Raw genomic sequence first — 16,926 nt, 5'->3', positions numbered from 1 at the left:
CGCTGCAGCTGGTCGAAAGGCAGGATGTTGCGGGGTAGAGGGATCGAAAGCAGGGTTCTGGAGGGCTCATGATAATGTCTTATCGATCCGATCGCGCAGCCAATCGCCGACGAGCGAAATCGACAAAGTGGTGAGTGAGATGACCAGCGAAGGGAGCACAAGGATCCAGGGAGCACGGGTCAGATAGTCACGACCGTAGCCGACCATGTTGCCAAGCGACGTAAGCGGAGGCTGCACCCCAAGTCCAAGAAAGCTAAGGCCGCTCTCGAGCAAGATGACGTCCGGAAACGCGAGCGTCATGGTGACGATCAAGGTCGACGCGATGTTCGGCATGACGTGGCGCAGGTAGACGCGCCATGGCCTTGCGCCAAGCTGGCGTACGGCGATCACATAGGCTTGCTCGTTGGAACTCATGGCAAGCGCGCGAGTGACACGCGCGTAGCGTTCCCATCCGTGCAGACCAATGAGCCCCACGAAGAGGAGCAGAGAGTTGCCGAAGAAAGCAAGCACCGCGAGTGCCAAAACGAGAAACGGCATGCTCGCCTGGAAATCAACACAACCGAGGATGACCTGCTCTACCCAGCCTCGGAAGTGAGCGGCCAAAACTCCAAGCGTAATGCCAAGGACGGCGCCGATCAACGTCGCTCCGAAAGCAATAAGTAAGCTGATGCGGATGGATATGATCAGGCGCGCCAGCACGTCCCGGCCGAGTTCGTCCGAACCGAAGGAATGCGCGATGGTTCCGCCGAGGCCAAGAGGTGCAGCGAGGCGATGATGAAGGTCGAGAGCTGCATAGTCATAAGGGGCGAGGCTATCAGCGAAGATTGCGACAAGAAGCATGAGGCCTAGCCACGCAACCGCTATTGCGACACCGCGGTCGCGCCACCACCACACTTTGCGCATCCTCGAAGTCGGCAGAACTCGATCTGCGGAAATGCTCGACAATTATCGCCTCCCAGAGCGCAACGCGCGCATACGTGGATCGAGCACGCCATAGAGCAGATCGATCGTGACATTGGTGGTGATCATGGCGGCGGCCACAACGAGTAGGATGCACTGGACGACAGCCAAATCACGACTCGCAACTGAGACGACCAGCAGGCTGCCAATGCCTGGCCACGAAAACACACTTTCGACGAGCACCGTTCCCGCGATGAGATTGCCAACCATGAAGCCGACGATGGTCAGCACCGCTATCGCGGCGTTGGGCAGAGCGTGGCCGGTCACGACGCTCGCCCAAGGCAGACCCTTGGCGCTGGCGGCACGGATATAGGGCTGCCCAAGTACCTCGAGCATGGCGCTGCGGCTGAAGCGGGCCAAAACGGCTGCGCCGCCCAGACCGAGGGTGACGACAGGCAGCACCAAATGCTGCCAAGTGCCGGCGCCGCCCGAGGGGAACCAAGGCAGCTCGACTGCGAACGCCAGTACGAACACGAGGCCAAGCACGAAGGACGGCACGGTGAAGCCCACGACCGCTACCATCATCACCAATCGATCCGCGATGCTATCTCGTTTGAGAGCCGCGTAGATGCCAGCCGGAATGCCGATCAACAGATTGAGGATCAGTGCCGGCGCAGTCAACATCAGCGTGACGGGAATGCGCTCGGCCACGACGGTGATCGCGGAACGCCCATCACGCATCGATTGGCCGAGATCACCATGACCGACCGCAAAGAGGTATCTGAGGTATTGCACCCAGAGTGGCGCATCGAGCCCCCAGGCCTTTCGGAAGGCCTCGACCGCTTCCGCCGGGGTTTCCGGCGACAGTAACGCACGGGCGGGATCGCCAGCGGCGCGCAGCACCACGAATGCGAATGTGACCACAACTGCGATGGTCAGCAACGCGCGCGCCAAGCGGACCACGATGAGGCGAGCCATCATGCCTCCTTCTCGAATACGGCACCATGGTCGCCGATCAGATGGCAGGCGACGCGGCGCCCGTCGGGAGCGGATGTGAGCTCTGGGGCGAACCGCGCGCAAAGGGGAAGCGCTACCGGACAGCGAGGATGGAATGCGCAGCCGCCCGGTCGCGCAGCCGGATCGGGCGGATCTCCTTGCAGGATCGTGCGAGACCGATGTCTCCCCGGCCTGGGCACCGCGGAAACGAGCGCCCGCGAATAGGGATGCAAAGGATCCAGAAGAACCGCCTCAGAGGCGCCTTCCTCGACGATAGCGCCGAGATACATCACAGCAATCCGATCGCTGATCAGCCGGACTACTCGCAAATCATGGCTGATGAAGATCATCGCCATGCGCCGCCGCGCCTGCAGATCCTGCAGAAGATTGATCACTTGCGCCTGGATCGAGACGTCGAGCGCCGATACTGGCTCGTCGCAGACAATGAGATCTGGATCGGTCGCAAGCGCTCGGGCCAAGACAGCACGCTGGCGCTGACCGCCTGAAAGCTCGTGCGGAAAGCGCCTGAGGTGATCGGCCCTAAGCCCCACATCTGCGAGAAGCGCATTGACCCGCCCCTTTCGTTCCGACTTGCTGCCAAGCCGATGAATTTCGAGCGGCTCGGCTATTTGCGCGCCGATCGTCAGGCGGGGATCGAGCGCACCTAGCGGATCCTGAAATACCATTTGGATTCGCATCCTGAGCCGGCGCCATCGAATATCGCCGATAGCAGGCAAAGCTTCTCCGCCGAAAGTCACAGAGCCGGCATCTGGTCGGTCCAGGCCGATCAGGAGCCGGCCCGTCGTGGACTTACCACAGCCGGATTCGCCAACCAGTCCGAGCGTTTCGCCGCGAGCCAGCTGCAGCGAGAGCGCATTGACCGCGTGGACCATCGCTGGACGCTGGAAAAGGCCCTGTGGCAGGCGATATCGACGGACAAGCCCATCGGCTTGGAGGATCGGCGGAGCAGTTGTGGTCATGCAGCCACGACTTCGCCCTGGTGCGGTTCGCTCGTGACATGCAAGCAGGCAGCCCTGTGTCTGATGTCGCCACCCAACGAGGCGAGCTCAATCGCCCATTCACTGCAGCGTCCGATCCGCCGATCGCAACGAGGAGCGAAAGGACAGCCTGGCGGAAACTCGGCTGCATTTGGCACGCCTCCCGGAATGGGAAAGAGGCGTTGCCGCGGCGCATCCAGACTTGGAAGAGCGGCAAGAAGACCTCTCGTATATGGATGAGCAGGTTGGTCGAAGAGACGGTCGGTGGGCAATTCTTCGACGATGTGCCCCCCGTAAAGGACCAGTACGCGTTCACAGATCTCACTGACGATGCCGAGATCATGCGAGATCAGGACCAGCGCCATGCCTGTCTCGCGTTGGATCTGCCGCAGAAGCTCAAGGATCTGCGCTTGAATAGTGACATCCAGGGCGGTGGTAGGCTCATCAGCGATCAAGATGTCGGGCTGTCCTGCAAGCGCCATGGCGATCATGACGCGCTGGTTCTGCCCACCGGAGAATTCGTGCGGATAGGCGCCAAGCCGGCGCGCTGCATCGGGGATGCCGACCTGGTCGAGCAGACGTCGCGCTTCGGCCTGGGCCGTGCGGTGATCCATACCACGATGGAGCCGCAAGGATTCTATGATCTGATCGCCCACCCTGTGCACAGGATTAAGCGCGCTCACCGGGTCCTGGAAGATCATGGCGATCTGCCCACCCCGCATCTTGTCGAGGCGGGAGGCTGGTGCATGGAGCAGCTCCTCTCCGGCCAGCCGTACGCTGCCCGTTACTTTAGCGCACCGCGTCAACAGTCCAAGCGCAGCAAGCCATGTCACCGATTTGCCGCAACCGCTTTCACCGACCATGCCCAGCGACTCGCCGCGCGCGAGCGTGAGATTGATTCCGCGCAGCGTCGGCACACCGTCGAACGCCACACGTAAACCTGCGATATGAAGAAGCGCCTCCACGCAAGGCCCCTGCTCGTCCCTCATCATAGAGGCCGCATCGGGTTTAAGCCGATTCAACGTATGCCTCATCAGATCAGGTCCGGACCAGAGCTCTGTTGAAGGGGCCGAAATTGAGGTCGAGCGTCAATCCCGGCAGCCATGGGACATCGCGGCGCTTGCCATAGAACTGGCCTGAGACGTGCAGGATCACGCAAGGGGGATCGACCTCATGGATGATCTCGAGCATGCGACGGATGATCGGCCGGCGTTGTTCGCTTTGCACGGTGTCCAGGAGCTTGGCGCCGAGCGCAACATATTCCTCGTTCCTCCAGACTCCGATCGACTTTGGCAAAGTGCCGCTGGGCCCGAATTCACGCCAGGGATGGCCTAGATGATCAAGGAACAGCGCCGTATTCGACGTATCGAAGATGGCACGCACCGGCTGGCGCTGAACTTGCGCGAAGTTTTCCATCATCTGGATTTTGACGTTCAGGCCAACCGCGCGCCACATCTCGATCATCGTTTGCGCGCCAGAGACCTGATTGGGGTAGTAATTGTTGAGCAGACGATAGGTGATCTGCTCTCCCTTGTAGCCAGCATCAGCCAGCAACTCCTTGGCCTTGCCGGGATCGTAGGCAAGCGAGGGGAATTCGTGGATGTAGCCTTCCCCGTAGCTCGGCAGCTGGTAGCCGTTCGGAATCGGGACCCGGTTCTCCCACAAGCTTTGCACGATCAGCTTGCGATCGAGCGCAAGGCTCATCGCACGGCGAACACGCGCATCCTTCAGAATGTGATCAGTCTGATCGAGGGCGAGCGAGCGGATATTCTGCACGGCACCACCCACGATCTCGAGATCAGCACGCTTCTGGATGCCCGCGAACTGGTCGGGCGGAATGTCAGTGGCAATGTCGAGCTCGCTGGCGAGCAGGCCGTTCACGCGCGCGGAAAGCTCGGGAATGATACGGTATTCGATGCCATCGAATGGCGGCCGCCCGCCCCAATACGCATCGTGGGCGCTCAATGAGACACGAATATCAAGCTTGTGATCGACGAGCTTATAGGGACCGCTTCCGACAGGGGCAGTGGTCCAGCGCTCCCACGAGCCCGCCGCCAAAAAGGCGCGCTGGCTCACGATTTCAGATCCCCAAGCAGCCAGACGCTGCTCGAGGAGGGCGTCGCTACCCTTTGCATGCACAATGACGGTGTAAGGATCGACGATTTCAACCTTCTCGAGCCGATCAAGCGACTGAAGCGCCTCGGACATGCCGCTGCGTCCAGGTCCCAGCAGATGGTCAGGACCAAGGCTAAAGGCAACATCTTCAGCCGTCAAAGGCGCCCCATCGTGGAAAACGACTTCCTTGCGCAAGAACAGCCGCAACGACTGCGCGTTGATCCGCTCCCAACGCTCGGCCAAGCCCGGCCGTAGCGTCATGTCGTGAGCATGGTCTACTCTGATCAGCGTATCAAAAAGCTGCGGCACGACCCGACGAATGGCAGTATCGGTCGCGATAACCGGGTCGAACGATCGCGGAAATCCGGACATCCCGACTTTGAGGCGGCGACGCGGCAATGTCTTAGGCTCACTCTCCACAGCGCCGGCGCCTGTGCTGGCTACCACGCTTGCGGCAAGGCTACCTGCGATGGCTTGCCGTCGCGTCAGATCGATACGGGTCATCACCGCCTCCGCTTCCACGTTCATTGATGCGAATGCCAGCCCGCGATTTGTTCGACCGGCACAGACTCTCGATTCCCGAAATCGAGCGCTTGTGTTGCTCCAATTTCGCGATTGTGCGCGACTTAAAAGCCTGAACTGCTACGCCAGAATGACACACATCGAATAAGGCGATGTGTGCTTGCAACTATGCGATGATCGGCAGGCCGAGGATGAGGAAGAGCTGAGACGCAAACGATTCATGCGAGCGCCCAACAGAGCCGCACGAAGACGCGATACGGTTATCGTAATCTTCGATGATTTTATCCAAAGCCGCGATCACCTGGCTCGTTTGGTCGTTCGAGTTCGGATAGATCCCCATGCAACCGCTCATTCGAACGCGTAGCATATTGTGTCTTGTCTCTCGTTTCAGAACGGCTCAAGGTCGTCCGTCCCTCTCAAACCAAGGTCATGACGGCTCGCGCCGCCGAGCTGGAGATCAAGGAACCGATGTGATCACGCTCAGCCAAGGCGAGCCGGATTTCGATACGCCGTCCGTTATCTGTGAAGCTGTCATCCGGGCCATCCGTGCCGGGCAGACGAAGTACACGGCGGTCGCCGGGATCAAGCAACTGCGGGTAGCAATTGGCGAGAGCCTCCGTCGCGATCATGGCCTCAACTACGTATCGACCAGATCACGGTGGGCTGCGGCGCCAAGCAGGTTGTGTTCAACGCACTATTTGCCAGCCTCGATCCGGGCGATGAGGTTTTGATTCCGACGCCGTGCTGGGTCTCCTATCCCGACATGGTGGCGCTTGCAGGCGGCAAGCCGGTGCTTGTCACCTGCAGTGAACGCGATGGCTTCAAGCTGCTCCCCGAGGCACTGGACCAGGCGATCACGCCGCGCACAAAATGGTTGATGTTGAATTCGCCATGCAATCCGACCGGTGCGGTCTACAGTCGAAGTGATTTGCTCGCGCTCGCCGCGGTATTGCGCCGGCATGGCCATGTGCATGTGCTATCCGACACATCTATGAAAAGCTCACCTATGACGCCGACTTTGCAACGATGGCCGCAGTCGCGCCGGACCTGTGCGAGCGTGCCTTAACAGTCAACGGGGTGTCCAAGGCAGACGCGATGACCGGCTGGCGCGTCGGCTACGGTGCCGGGCCTTTGGCGCTGATCAAAGCCATGAACCTCATCCAGGGCCAGACCTCTTCGCACACCAGCTCAGTTTCTCAATATGCCGCGCTCGAGGCGCTGTCAGGGAGACGGGACCATATTAAGGAGTTCGCGCGCGCATTTTTAGAGCGCCGCGATCTTGTTATCGCCAAGCTGAACCAGGCCAAGGGGCTTGCTTACCGTGTGCCGGACGGTGCCTTTTATGTTTTCCCCTCCTCCGCGGGGGTCATTGGCAAGCGCACGCGCGACGGCAAGATAATCGAGACCGACAGTGATTTTGCCATGTATCTGCTTGACGCCTTCGCCGTGGCTGTCGTGCCTGGCAGCGGCTTCATGGCTTCGCCCTATATCCGCATCTCCTATGCTTCCTCGCTCCAGGACCTCACGCGCGCCTGCGACCGGATCATCGCCGCCTGCGCGAGCCTGTCCTAAAAGGATTTTCCGATGTCCTCTGCCAAACGCCTTCGTGCCCGAATGGCCGAGACTGGCCTTGTCCACGTCATGGCCGCCCACAGCCCATTCTCAGCGATGCTCGCTGAAGAAGCCGGATTCGACGGAGTGTGGGCGTCCGGCTTCGAGCTGTCTGCGCTTTATGGGCTGCCGGATATGAGCCTGATCTCAATGACACAGCATCTCGACATGCTGCGGGCGATCGCCGGACGCACGAGACTTCCGATCATCGCGGACATCGATACAGGCTATGGCAATGCGATTAACGTCATTCACGCTATCACGGAATATGAGCGGGCCGGCGCCAGTGCCGTTGTCATCGAGGACAAGACTTTTCCAAAAGTAACGAGCCTTGCTGCCGAGGGTCGCCAGGACCTGTTGCGCATTGAAGAATTCCAGGGGAAGATCGAGGCTGCCATCTCGGCAAGATCAGATCCGGATTTCCTCGTCATCGCCCGCACGGAAGCCTTGATCGCCGGCCTCGGCGAAGTGGAGGCCCTGCATCGCGCACACGCTTATCTAGAGGCTGGCGCGGACATGATCCTGATCCATTCGAAAAGCAAGACTCCTTGCGAGATCGAAAGCTTTGCGCGCGCTTGGACCGGAACGCTGCCGCTGGTCATCGTGCCGAACGCCTACCCTGACCTCGATGCCAAACGGGTCAAAATGCTCGGCAACATCCGCATGATGATTTATGGCAATTACGGCATTCGTGCTGCTGCAACCCCCATGCAGGAGACCTTCCGCCGGATCATCGCGGATGGTGGCGTCCAGAATGTTCACAAGGACATTCTGCCGGTGGATGAGATCTTCAGAATCCAGAAGATGGAAGAGGCCAAGGCGGCTGAAGCTCGCTTCCTTCGCTGAACGCTGAACCGATACCTGCCAGCGAGATTTTGAGACGGCACTCAGCAGCGAGCTCTGATTCGCACGCAATCCTGAACGCACCTAAGAAGTCTCGGGCCTGTCATCTCGACGGCCCTCGATGTCGATCGCGATATCAGCAGTCATCCCCCTTGCCGGCACCTGGAGATCACCTCTTAGAAAGCCGTCGACAGCAATGGAAGTCGCCGAGCCAGATCGCCCGAATCCTTGAGAAGGCAGATTTTGTGCGCGAGATATCACTTATAAGCGGCAATCCGGCTATAGACATCGAATAATGTGATGGAGCTTCTGGCAATGACCCGCCGTGACAATCAGCGGAGAGCCCAGAAGCTACCGGAGCAGAAAATGGCTGCCGAACACAATGAAGTGCCCCTCAATGCTATCCGGGTCTTTGTGACCATTGCGCGCGAGGGAAGCGTCACGCGTGCGGCGAGCACATTGGGAACGACACAGAGCTCGGTCAGCCGCTATTTGGCTGTGTTGCAAGACTACTTTGGCACGGATCTCGTTCAACGGCGGGGCCGACGCAGTGAATTGACAGAATTTGGAAGGCTCTTTGCGAACGCCGTGGCTGAACCGCTTGATACAGTGTGTTTCACCGCGAAGAGAATGCGGCGGAGGAACCGAACGGACGCCAATCGAATCGTAGTCCACACCTCTCTTTCCACCTTCGCCTACTCCTTCCTGATACCCAATCTCCAGGCGTTCTCTGCCGAGATGGGCGGCGTCGTCGTCGACGTGATCAGCTCATTGTCTCCACCGAGATCCTCCGACAATTTCGACATCCTGCTTACCCGCGATCTTTGTGTCGCTGAACCGGCCGACGATTGGGCGATCTACAATGAGATGCTCGTATGCGTAGGCTCTCCAAATCACGTCATGGGAAAAACGCTCTCCACTGCCCGCTCAATGCCGATTCTGAATATCACATCGAGGCCCGACATACTGCCCACCTGGCTCAGAGCCATGAACTTGACCGCGAAGGACATCAAGTCGGGGGCGCGATACGATCATAATTACCTTGCTTTGCCCGCCGTCATAACCGGGAAATGCCTGCTGGTGGCGCCGGAAATCATTGTGAGCGATCTCGTGCGTACAGGGGCGCTCCATGTGATACCGGGATCGCGTACTTCAAGCGGCATGCAGTATCGGGCCTATGCGGTGGACCGAAGTGATAATCTCGAAGTCGCTCGCGCCTTTTGCCGATGGGTGGCGCGGCTCTGTAAGAAGGCCGCAATTTCGGAAGCCGCCTAATCGCGTATTTGCGTGATGGCAGACGTTTGATCAATCTTTGGAATCTTAGCGTGTCCATTTGCACATGCTGTCAAACGCCATCCGGAACTGCCCCCTTTGCGTCATGAAGAACTGCCCCCACCATCGCGATTATGATCTCGGTTGAAGGTTGTTTCCGCCGGTGGCGGGCCGGAGGGAGGCGGAGCCAACCGGAGGGCCGTCAGCGGCGGTCAGCGTCTTGATGAGGCCGCTCTTGCGCTTGGCGCGGAGCCGATAGCTGTCGCCTCGGATCGTCAGCACGTGGCTGTGGTGCAGGAGCCGGTCGAGGATCGCGGTGGCGACGCTCGGCCATTCGCCGAAGGCGAGATTGGTGGTCACGATGACGGAAGCGCGCTCATAGAGCCGGCTGACGAGGTGGAAGAGAAGCTGGCCACCGGACTGGGCAAAGGGCAAATAGCCGAGTTCATCCAGCACGATGAAGTCCATTCGGGTCAGATGCTCGGCGAGCCGTCCTTGCCGTCCGTTGCGGGTCTCGGCCTCGAGGCGATTGACGAGATCGACCACGTTGAAGAAGCGGCCGCGGGCACCAGATCGGATGCAGCTTCTGGCGATGGCAATGGCCAAGTGGGTTTTGCCGGTACCGGTGCCGCCGACCAGCACGACGTTGCGTTGTTGGGCGACGAAGCCGCCGCCAGCGAGATCATTGACGAGAGTCTGATTGATTGGCGTGCCGTCGAACTGGAACTCGGCGATGTCCTTGGCAAGCGGCAGCTTGGCAATGGTGAGCTGGTATTTGATCGACCTGGCTTGCTTCTCGTTGATCTCGGCGGAAAGCAGATCGCCGACGATACGCTGGGGTTCGTGCTGACGTTTGACAGCGGTCGCCATGATCTCATCGAAGGCGGCCTTCATGCCATAGAGCTTGAGTTCGCCCATGAGGTCGAAGATTTGGGTTCGTTCCATCAGTTGGTCCTCCGAAGGTTGTCGTAACGGGCACAATCGGCGATCGGCGCATGACGAAGCGTCAGTGCGGCCGGCGTCATGATGTTGGCCGGGGGAGCGGGTTCGCGTTGCCGGGCCAGGATGTTGAGCACCACATCGGCGGAATGAACGCCGTGACCGAGCGCTTCGGCGCAGGCGGCTTCCACTGCAGGAAGGCCGTCGGTCAGCACCGCGTTGAGGATATCGACCATCTGCCGGTTGCCGTCGTCGGTGCTGGCAAGCTTGCGCCGGATCCGCTCGATCGCGGCCGGCAGCACCCAATCCTTGAAGGGAGCACCGTTGCGCAAGGCGCCGGGTTTGCGGGCGAGCACCGGCACATAATGCCAGGGGTCGTAGACGGTATCGCCGCGGCCAAAGGATCGCGGGTGCTCGGCAACGATGCGTCCATCCTGACGGATCACGATGCGATCGGCATAGGCTTGAACCTCGACCGGTCGTCCGACTGCGCTGGCTGCGACCGAGTACTTGTTGTTGTCGAAGCGCACCAGGCAGGTCTTCGAGACCGATGCCGTCACCGCATGGAAGCCGTCGAAGCGGCCGGCATAGGGAACGAGTTTGGGGCGTTCGGCTTCGAACACGTCCCAGATCGTCTGATCGACCAGTTCCGGATGGCGATGAGCCTTGGCGTAGGCGATGCATTTGTCGAGCAGCCAGGCGTTTAACTCCTCGAGGTTTTTGAACCGCAGCCGCGGCGTGAAGAAGCGTTCCCTGACCAGCCCGACCTGGTTCTCGACTTGCCCCTTCTCCCAGCACGACGCTGGCGTGCAGGCGACCGGATCGACCAGATAGTGGCTGCACATCTGCAGGAAGCGGCGATTGTAGAGACGCCCTTTACCGACGAAGATCGTCTCTACGGCGGTCTTCATGTTGTCGTAGATGCCGCGGGTGCAGGTGCCTTTGAACAGGGCGAACGCCCGGTCGTGGGCGTCGAACACCATCTCCTGCGTCTCTCGCGGATACGCCCGGGCAAACAGCATACGGCTGTGGCAGAGCCGAACGTGAGCGACCTTCACCATCACCGTGGTGCCGCTCAACAGCACCACCTCATGGCTCCAGTCGAACTGGTAGGCTTCGCCTGGGGCAAAACTCAGCGGAACATAGGCGGCCGCGGTCGATTGCCCGCGTTCCTTGCTCCACCGCCTGGCGTAACGTCGCACCGCATCGTAACCGCCGTCGTAGCCCCGCCCGCGCAGCTCCTCGAAGATCCGGATCAACGTCAGCTGTTCACGAGCCGATTTAGCCGCGTTCGCCGCCAGCAATCCGTCAAGCTCGGCTGCCCATCGTCCGAGCTTGGGCCGCGGCTGCACTTGCCGCTCATACTCGAACGAGGTCTCTCCCGACCTCAGAACCTTCCGGACCGTGTTCCGTGACACCTTCAGGTCACGTGCGATCTCCTTGATCGTCTTGCCCTTGATGAAGTGCTCGCGCCGAATCCGCGCAATCGTCTCCACGACCAGCATCCTCCACCACCTGCTTTGTTACAAAGCAGGCAGCGCAACAGACCAACCTGTAGGGGGTCAATTTTGGACGCCGATCCCCCGGCTTAGGGGGTCAATATTGCAGGCCGAATGACAAGCCAGGCTCGGAAAGCCACACCGCATGTCGGTATGGCCCGTCGCCAGCCACACTCGCACGCCCGTCGGGATCGGGATCAACGTAGTGTCTCCAGCCCTCGCATGATACGTAGCAAAACTGCGACATCGACGTTTTGGTCCACGATCACGCGCCGGCCATTCGCGGTTACGATCTCCAAAGTGCCCGTCATCGCCGGCGCGGTCGCAGCCGTCGTCGCGTGGATCTCCGGCACAATCTGGGCTGGCACAAATCCATCGGCCCGACAGTCGCCAAGCTGTGCTTCGCGACAGGCGTTGCGCCACGAAAACAGAAGCTGCTTCGAAAGCCCATGACGCCGCGCGGTCGCCGACACCAGCCGCGGCGCCGAAAAACTTTCCTCGACAATTCGAAGCTTCTCGGCATCCGACCAGCGTCGACGCCGGCCAGTCTCCACAACTTCAAGGCGGTTCACTTGGCGACTATCAGTAAGGATATCCATACCGACAGTCAGCTACAGACCGGATAACCCCGCAAGGCGGCCGTCCTCGGACGAATACGATGGTGTTGAGAAGTCCTCACCTTCAGTTCTAGCAACTTTTTTTGGTTTGTCCTTCCAGGCAGCCACCATGCGTTCGTAGGCCTGCTCGACGCGGGTGACGTAACCAGCTTCCCGTTCGCGGATTTCCTTGATCCAATAGTCCCGGCCCGGGCCAGCCTTGCCGTAGGCACGGGGAGCCCCAGCCTTCAGAGCCACCTTCCGGAGTTTCATCGCCGTGAACGCTGGCCGCGCGTAAGCGTAGTCCTTCCCGGTCGTCAGGACGTGCCAGATCATGAGTGCGAGCTTGCGCGCCGTCGCGACGGCTGCGTTCCCGGCCCCCTGCTTTTCTGCTTGCGGTTGAAGAACGCTCGCAACGGACCCGGCGCCTTCTCGGCTGACCACGCCGCCTCAACCAGCATCTTGCGGACGTCACGGTTGCCCTGCTTCGAGATCCGGCCATGCCGTGCCGGGTGCTCGCCTGACTGCCGAACCCGCGCAGTCAACCCGAAATAGCTGCTGAGCTTATCCGGCGACGGGAAGCGTGCGATGTCGCCGATGGAGCCGTTACACTCGATGGGACAACCGAACTCACGCCGGGGATCGTGATCAGCTTGAGAGCCCGTGGATCGTCCAGAGCCTGCTGGCCACGACTTTTTCGATCTCCGACAATTGCTTCGTCACGCGTTCGAGTTCCGCGATCAGACGCCTGGTGCATTGCACGCTCCTGCGTGGGAGAGGCAGACTGTCCAGCCAATGCCATCCGCGCTTGCCCAAGAGATAGTCTTTGTAGGGCGGGATGAGGTTGGCATGCAAGGATAGCCTTCATGCGTCCTTTAATCCGGAGGATCTGCGCCAAGACGCCAGCGCGCTCGGCCATCTGGCGCCGGCGGCTGTAGGTGTCCTCGTCAGCAACCCAGACCTCCGGCAAGAAGCCGGCATGCAACTTTGCCAGCGTCCCAGCATCGACCTTGTCCGTTTTGACTCGCGCATAGGCGATCGCCCGAACGAGCCTCGGATTGGCGACCGCGACGCGCTTAACGTGCGGGCGCAGAATACGTTCGACGCCGCGCTGTTGCCCGTCACCTCGATGACCACCTCATCCTCGAGGCTGAGTGTCTTGGCAAAGGCGATAAGCCGATTGTGGACGAGATCTACGCGGAGCTGTCGGATTATTGTTCCGTCCTCCAGGATCGCCACCTGGGCGAACGATCGGTGGATGTCCATGCCGACGATTTGCATGCTTGGTTCTCCTTTGTCTCAGGAGCCAGTGGCTTGCACGACATCTACGGATCCGCGCTCGCAGCGCAGCCGGGCAAGTCGTAGGGGGCGGCCAAGTAACAAAGCGAGCTCACAGCTCATGGTCATGGCGGCCTGCCACCGTTTCGTGCTCCAGCGCCCCTATCCCGGCTTCGACAGACTAATCCGGACGACCAGTCCTCTCCACCGGGTTTGACGCTGAAAACATCATGCCCTTTAACAATGTCGCGGAGCCGCCCTGCGCGGTTTTGCTCTTGGAACAAAGGCATGGTTGTTCGCCGGTTCCGATCGGGTTGCCGAGCGAGCCGCCGTGATGGCGACACTCATCATAACGGCGCGTCTCGACGACATCGACCCGAAAGCGTGGCTCGCCGACGTCTTCCCGGGCACCGCAGACATGCCGCAGAACTGCCTGCACGAGTTTCTGCCGTGGAATTGGACGTCTTCCACGTCGACGTCCTCCGCTCAGGCTGCGTGGCTATGCACGTCAAAAACGTTCATTCCGTCTTCAGCATCGGTCGCGTCGCAAAGGACCTCGGCGAGGACGAGGACTGGCCCTGGGATGTGGCCAACGGAATGGACCTGGAGGATGGCGTCATCTGGGTCTACGGCATAGGTGACGACGGGGTCATGGCGTTCACCGATCTCGGCATCGAAAACCTGATCGAGCTCATCAGGATACAGAAGCAAAACCCCGAACTCCTCAAGCGGGGGAATCGGTCATCCATTGTTCGCAGCTCGGATCGATACATTGCAGTAGAACGTTACACTTATTCTCGCGTGACTGGCGACAATGGGAAGCAGACTGTCCACTGGCATGGCGTCTTCCCAGCTTTCTCCCAACTAGGGTGGAGCAGGATCTACGCCAGCGCGACACGGCGAAACGCCGACGATTTTTTGAAGTCTCAATGTCGCGCTCGGAACATCTTCGCGGGTCTTAGAGGCTGACCGGAAATTAAAGTTGGGTGATTTCAGCAGGTTGTGATTCTTCGAGGTATTCGAAGCCATCGGAGAAGCAGATGACCTGGACCGAAATCACCCGCTGTCAGCATGACAGACGAGCGCTGCGCTATGCAAGCGATTGTACGGATGCGGAATGGGCCTTGATCGAGCTGTTGATACCAGGGCCTAGCAAGGTCGGGCGCCCGCGCAAGACCTGCATGCGATCGGTATGGGATGCGATCCAGTACATTGCGACGACGGGATGCCAATGGGCGCTTTTGCCAAAGGATTTTCCTCCCTTCACGACGGTCCAGTACTATTTTTACCGTCTGCGCGACGGCGGCGTGTTGGATCTGATCAATGAAGCCTTGGTTGAAGTCGCGCGCAGGCTTGCTGGACGGGAGCCGCAACCAACGGCGGCGATAATCGACAGTCAATCGGTCAAGACGACCGAGAGCGGAGGGCCACGCGGCTTTGACGCGGGCAAGAAGATCAAAGGTCGCAAGCGCCACATCGTCACCGATACACAAGGAAATTTGCTGAGCGCCATCGTGCACCCGGCCAATGTTCAGGATCGGGACGGTGCGCCGGCCGTCGTCATCTTGGCCTGTGCGAGCTACCCGACTATTGCACACTTGTTTGCTGACGGCGGCTACGCCGGCGAAAAGCTTGAAAACGCGCTCCGGAAAATCGACGGGCCCACGATTGAAGTTGTCAAACGCCCGGATGACGCAAAAGGCTTCGTTATTGTTGCCCGACGCTGGGTCGTCGAACGCACGTTGGCCTGGCTCAACCGCTGCCGACGTCTCGCCAAGGATTGGGAGGCCTCCGTCACCTCGGCTGAAGCATGGCTCCTTATTGCCTCAACCCGACAACTGCTGCGCCGCATCGCCAGATCGGCCAACGTCAAGTCATGAATTTTGAGTCAGACTCTTAGCCGCGGACAGTGGATCACCGATTTCATCGCTTGAGGAGTTCGGAGTTTTGCTTCTGTATCCTGATGAGCTCGATCAGGTTTTCGATGCCGAAGTCGGTGAACGCCATGACGCCGGCGTCACCTATGCCGTAAATTCAGACGACGCCGTCCCCCGACTCCATTCCGTTGGCCACATCCCAGAGCCAGTCCTTGTCCTCGCAGGGTCCTTCGCGACCGATGGTGAAGACGGAATGAACTTTGTTGACGTGCATGGCTACGCCACCTGAGCGGAGGACGTGGAAGGCGTCCAGCTCCACGGCGGCAACTCGTACAGTCAGCTCTGTGGCATGTCGGCGATGCGCGCGAAGAGGTCGGCGAGCCAGACTTTCGGGTCGATGTTGTTGAGACGCGCCGTCATGATGAGTGTCGCCATCACAGGGGCACGATCGGCGGAGCCGGCTGACAGCCCTGCATTCCTTGCTAGCGCAAAGCCGCGTAGCGCTCGCTCGGCCGCATTGTTGTCAGACAGATCCTTCCGTCATGGACAAAGCGGGCAAAGCCGTCCCACCGGTTGAGCAGATGGTTAATTGGCTTGATGACATCGGACGAACGCGAGAGCCGGGCACATTCCGCCCGCAGCCAAGCCTCAAAATCGGTCAGCAGCGGTGTGCTTCTCTCCTGGCGGATCCGCAGCCGCTCCTCGGCGCTCAACCCGTAGATCTCGTGCTCGATCTCGAACAGCTGGTCAATCCGACGGACCGCTTCCAGCGCAATGGGCGAAATCGCGGTCGCCTACCGTCCGCGCGCATTCTGGCGAAATCGCCGGTTCGAAGAATGCTCTGCGGCCGTGCGCCCAGCAGAAGGCCGCCGTGGCAGGCGACGCCTTGCGTCTGGGATCGAAGAGCGCGTTGAATCCGCTACTATGTGTTACTCAACACGCCGTTTGGCATACACCGCGTCGTCGTACACTACGCCGCGTTGGCCAGCACATCGGTCCCGTCCTTGGTCGGCAAGCGTGTGAGCCCACATACCATCCGGCACACGACTGCGGTCCACTTGCTGCGTGCCGGCGTTGATATCAACACCATTCGCGCCTGGCTGGGATACGTCTCCTTGGACACGACGCATGTCTACGCAGAGATCGACATGGAGATGAAGGCCAAGGTGCTGGCCAGCGTCGACATCTCCGGACTGCCGGCGCACCCGCGCCGTGCTAGTGCGTCGCACTCCTTGATGACCTTCCTGAAGGCCCTGCGGCGGCCATCGCACAACTGATTATGTGCTGCAGACCACCGAAAGCGGCGGCAGGGTCCTCGCACCACCGAGGCTGCGCAACACAATCTACGACGCAACATAACCGCTATAGGCGTGGCCTGAAGGGTAAGCGCTAAGCGGGAACCCTTGCTTCGGGACTGGGATGGCTGTGCGAAGCCTCCGCTTAGGACGGAGGCTTCGGATGGGATTGGACAGCAAAAAGG

General features: G+C 60.1%; 16 protein-coding genes and 4 pseudogenes. 9 read left to right on the top strand and 11 right to left on the bottom strand.

Annotated elements, in window-relative coordinates; genetic code table 11:
• Positions 1-66: 66 nt before the first annotated feature.
• From IVA80_RS09305 to IVA80_RS09280, 6 genes are all read right to left on the bottom strand, one after another.
• Complete coding sequence (locus IVA80_RS09305) at positions 67-903, bottom strand: ABC transporter permease (RefSeq protein WP_247428435.1); 837 nt, start codon at positions 901-903, stop codon at positions 67-69.
• 42 nt (positions 904-945) lie between these two features.
• Entirely contained in the window at positions 946-1,878 is a 933-nt protein-coding gene (locus IVA80_RS09300; RefSeq protein ID WP_247428335.1) for an ABC transporter permease, read from the bottom strand.
• Positions 1,878-2,876: an oligopeptide/dipeptide ABC transporter ATP-binding protein gene (locus tag IVA80_RS09295; RefSeq protein WP_247428333.1), complete on the bottom strand. Its 999-nt coding sequence runs from the start codon at positions 2,874-2,876 to the stop codon at positions 1,878-1,880. The genes IVA80_RS09300 and IVA80_RS09295 overlap by 1 nt, the downstream gene beginning before the upstream one ends.
• Positions 2,873-3,883 (bottom strand): ABC transporter ATP-binding protein, encoded by a 1,011-nt coding sequence (locus IVA80_RS09290; protein ID WP_247428431.1) that lies wholly within the window; start codon positions 3,881-3,883, stop codon positions 2,873-2,875. Before IVA80_RS09290 ends, IVA80_RS09295 begins: the two co-directional genes overlap by 4 nt.
• A 49-nt stretch (positions 3,884-3,932) precedes the next feature.
• On the bottom strand, positions 3,933-5,513 hold the full coding sequence (locus IVA80_RS09285; RefSeq protein ID WP_247428331.1) for an ABC transporter substrate-binding protein: 1,581 nt from the start codon (positions 5,511-5,513) through the stop codon (positions 3,933-3,935).
• Between the two features lie 184 nt (positions 5,514-5,697).
• Positions 5,698-5,871, bottom strand: coding sequence for a hypothetical protein (locus tag IVA80_RS09280; protein ID WP_247428329.1), 174 nt, complete (start codon positions 5,869-5,871; stop codon positions 5,698-5,700).
• 35 nt (positions 5,872-5,906) lie between these two features.
• Between IVA80_RS09280 and IVA80_RS09275 the strand changes: the two are divergent.
• The 3 genes and pseudogenes from IVA80_RS09275 to IVA80_RS09265 all read left to right on the top strand — a co-directional run bounded on the left by IVA80_RS09275 (position 5,907) and on the right by IVA80_RS09265 (position 9,260).
• Positions 5,907-7,103 (top strand): annotated as a pseudogene (locus tag IVA80_RS09275) (pyridoxal phosphate-dependent aminotransferase).
• Positions 7,104-7,115: 12 nt separating this feature from the next.
• Positions 7,116-7,988 carry an isocitrate lyase/phosphoenolpyruvate mutase family protein gene (locus IVA80_RS09270; protein WP_247428326.1) on the top strand — a complete coding sequence of 291 codons (873 nt, stop codon included), beginning with the start codon at positions 7,116-7,118 and terminating at the stop codon, positions 7,986-7,988.
• A 363-nt stretch (positions 7,989-8,351) separates the two neighbouring features.
• Positions 8,352-9,260 carry a LysR family transcriptional regulator gene (locus IVA80_RS09265; RefSeq protein ID WP_247428427.1) on the top strand — a complete coding sequence of 303 codons (909 nt, stop codon included), beginning with the start codon at positions 8,352-8,354 and terminating at the stop codon, positions 9,258-9,260.
• A gap of 129 nt (positions 9,261-9,389) precedes the next feature.
• Here the strand turns inward: IVA80_RS09265 and istB are convergent, their stop codons facing one another.
• The 4 genes and pseudogenes from istB to IVA80_RS09245 all read right to left on the bottom strand — a co-directional run.
• Positions 9,390-10,202 (bottom strand): IS21-like element helper ATPase IstB, encoded by an 813-nt coding sequence (gene istB / locus IVA80_RS09260; protein WP_276007035.1) that lies wholly within the window; start codon positions 10,200-10,202, stop codon positions 9,390-9,392.
• Positions 10,202-11,701 (bottom strand): IS21 family transposase, encoded by a 1,500-nt coding sequence (istA, locus tag IVA80_RS09255; protein ID WP_247428323.1) that lies wholly within the window; start codon positions 11,699-11,701, stop codon positions 10,202-10,204. Before istA ends, istB begins: the two co-directional genes overlap by 1 nt.
• A 191-nt stretch (positions 11,702-11,892) precedes the next feature.
• Positions 11,893-12,294, bottom strand: a complete 402-nt coding sequence (locus IVA80_RS38320; RefSeq protein WP_256467353.1) for a transposase — start codon at positions 12,292-12,294, stop codon at positions 11,893-11,895.
• A gap of 96 nt (positions 12,295-12,390) precedes the next feature.
• Positions 12,391-13,557: pseudogene (locus IVA80_RS09245) on the bottom strand (IS110 family transposase); the annotation flags it as partial.
• Between IVA80_RS09245 and IVA80_RS09240 the strand changes: the two are divergent.
• The 5 genes and pseudogenes from IVA80_RS09240 to IVA80_RS38570 all read left to right on the top strand — a co-directional run bounded on the left by IVA80_RS09240 (position 13,474) and on the right by IVA80_RS38570 (position 15,735).
• Positions 13,474-13,656 carry a hypothetical protein gene (locus IVA80_RS09240; RefSeq protein WP_247428446.1) on the top strand — a complete coding sequence of 61 codons (183 nt, stop codon included), beginning with the start codon at positions 13,474-13,476 and terminating at the stop codon, positions 13,654-13,656. The pseudogene IVA80_RS09245 and the gene IVA80_RS09240 sit on opposite strands and share 84 nt — an antisense overlap.
• 169 nt (positions 13,657-13,825) lie before the next feature.
• Positions 13,826-14,035, top strand: a pseudogene (locus IVA80_RS09235) (transposase domain-containing protein); the annotation flags it as partial.
• Positions 14,020-14,538 carry a hypothetical protein gene (locus IVA80_RS38575; protein WP_346347983.1) on the top strand — a complete coding sequence of 173 codons (519 nt, stop codon included), beginning with the start codon at positions 14,020-14,022 and terminating at the stop codon, positions 14,536-14,538. The pseudogene IVA80_RS09235 and the gene IVA80_RS38575, both read left to right, overlap by 16 nt.
• 71 nt (positions 14,539-14,609) lie before the next feature.
• Positions 14,610-15,449, top strand: a complete 840-nt coding sequence (locus IVA80_RS09225) for an IS5 family transposase (RefSeq protein WP_247428320.1) — start codon at positions 14,610-14,612, stop codon at positions 15,447-15,449.
• 67 nt (positions 15,450-15,516) lie between these two features.
• Positions 15,517-15,735: a hypothetical protein gene (locus tag IVA80_RS38570; RefSeq protein ID WP_346347982.1), complete on the top strand. Its 219-nt coding sequence runs from the start codon at positions 15,517-15,519 to the stop codon at positions 15,733-15,735.
• Between the two features lie 47 nt (positions 15,736-15,782).
• On the opposite strand, the pseudogene IVA80_RS09215 reads toward IVA80_RS38570, so the two are convergent.
• Positions 15,783-16,337: pseudogene (locus IVA80_RS09215) on the bottom strand (transposase); the annotation flags it as partial.
• A gap of 35 nt (positions 16,338-16,372) precedes the next feature.
• Between IVA80_RS09215 and IVA80_RS09210 the strand changes: the two are divergent.
• A complete protein-coding gene (locus IVA80_RS09210) occupies positions 16,373-16,723 on the top strand; it encodes a tyrosine-type recombinase/integrase (RefSeq protein WP_346347981.1) in 351 nt (116 codons plus the stop codon).
• Positions 16,724-16,926 lie beyond the last annotated feature (203 nt).

It is taken from the genome of Bradyrhizobium sp. 139, assembly GCF_023074175.1.
Lineage (GTDB): Bacteria > Pseudomonadota > Alphaproteobacteria > Rhizobiales > Xanthobacteraceae > Bradyrhizobium.
Note: the sequence above shows the minus strand (reverse complement) of the source record. Positions and strands in the feature narration are given on the sequence as shown.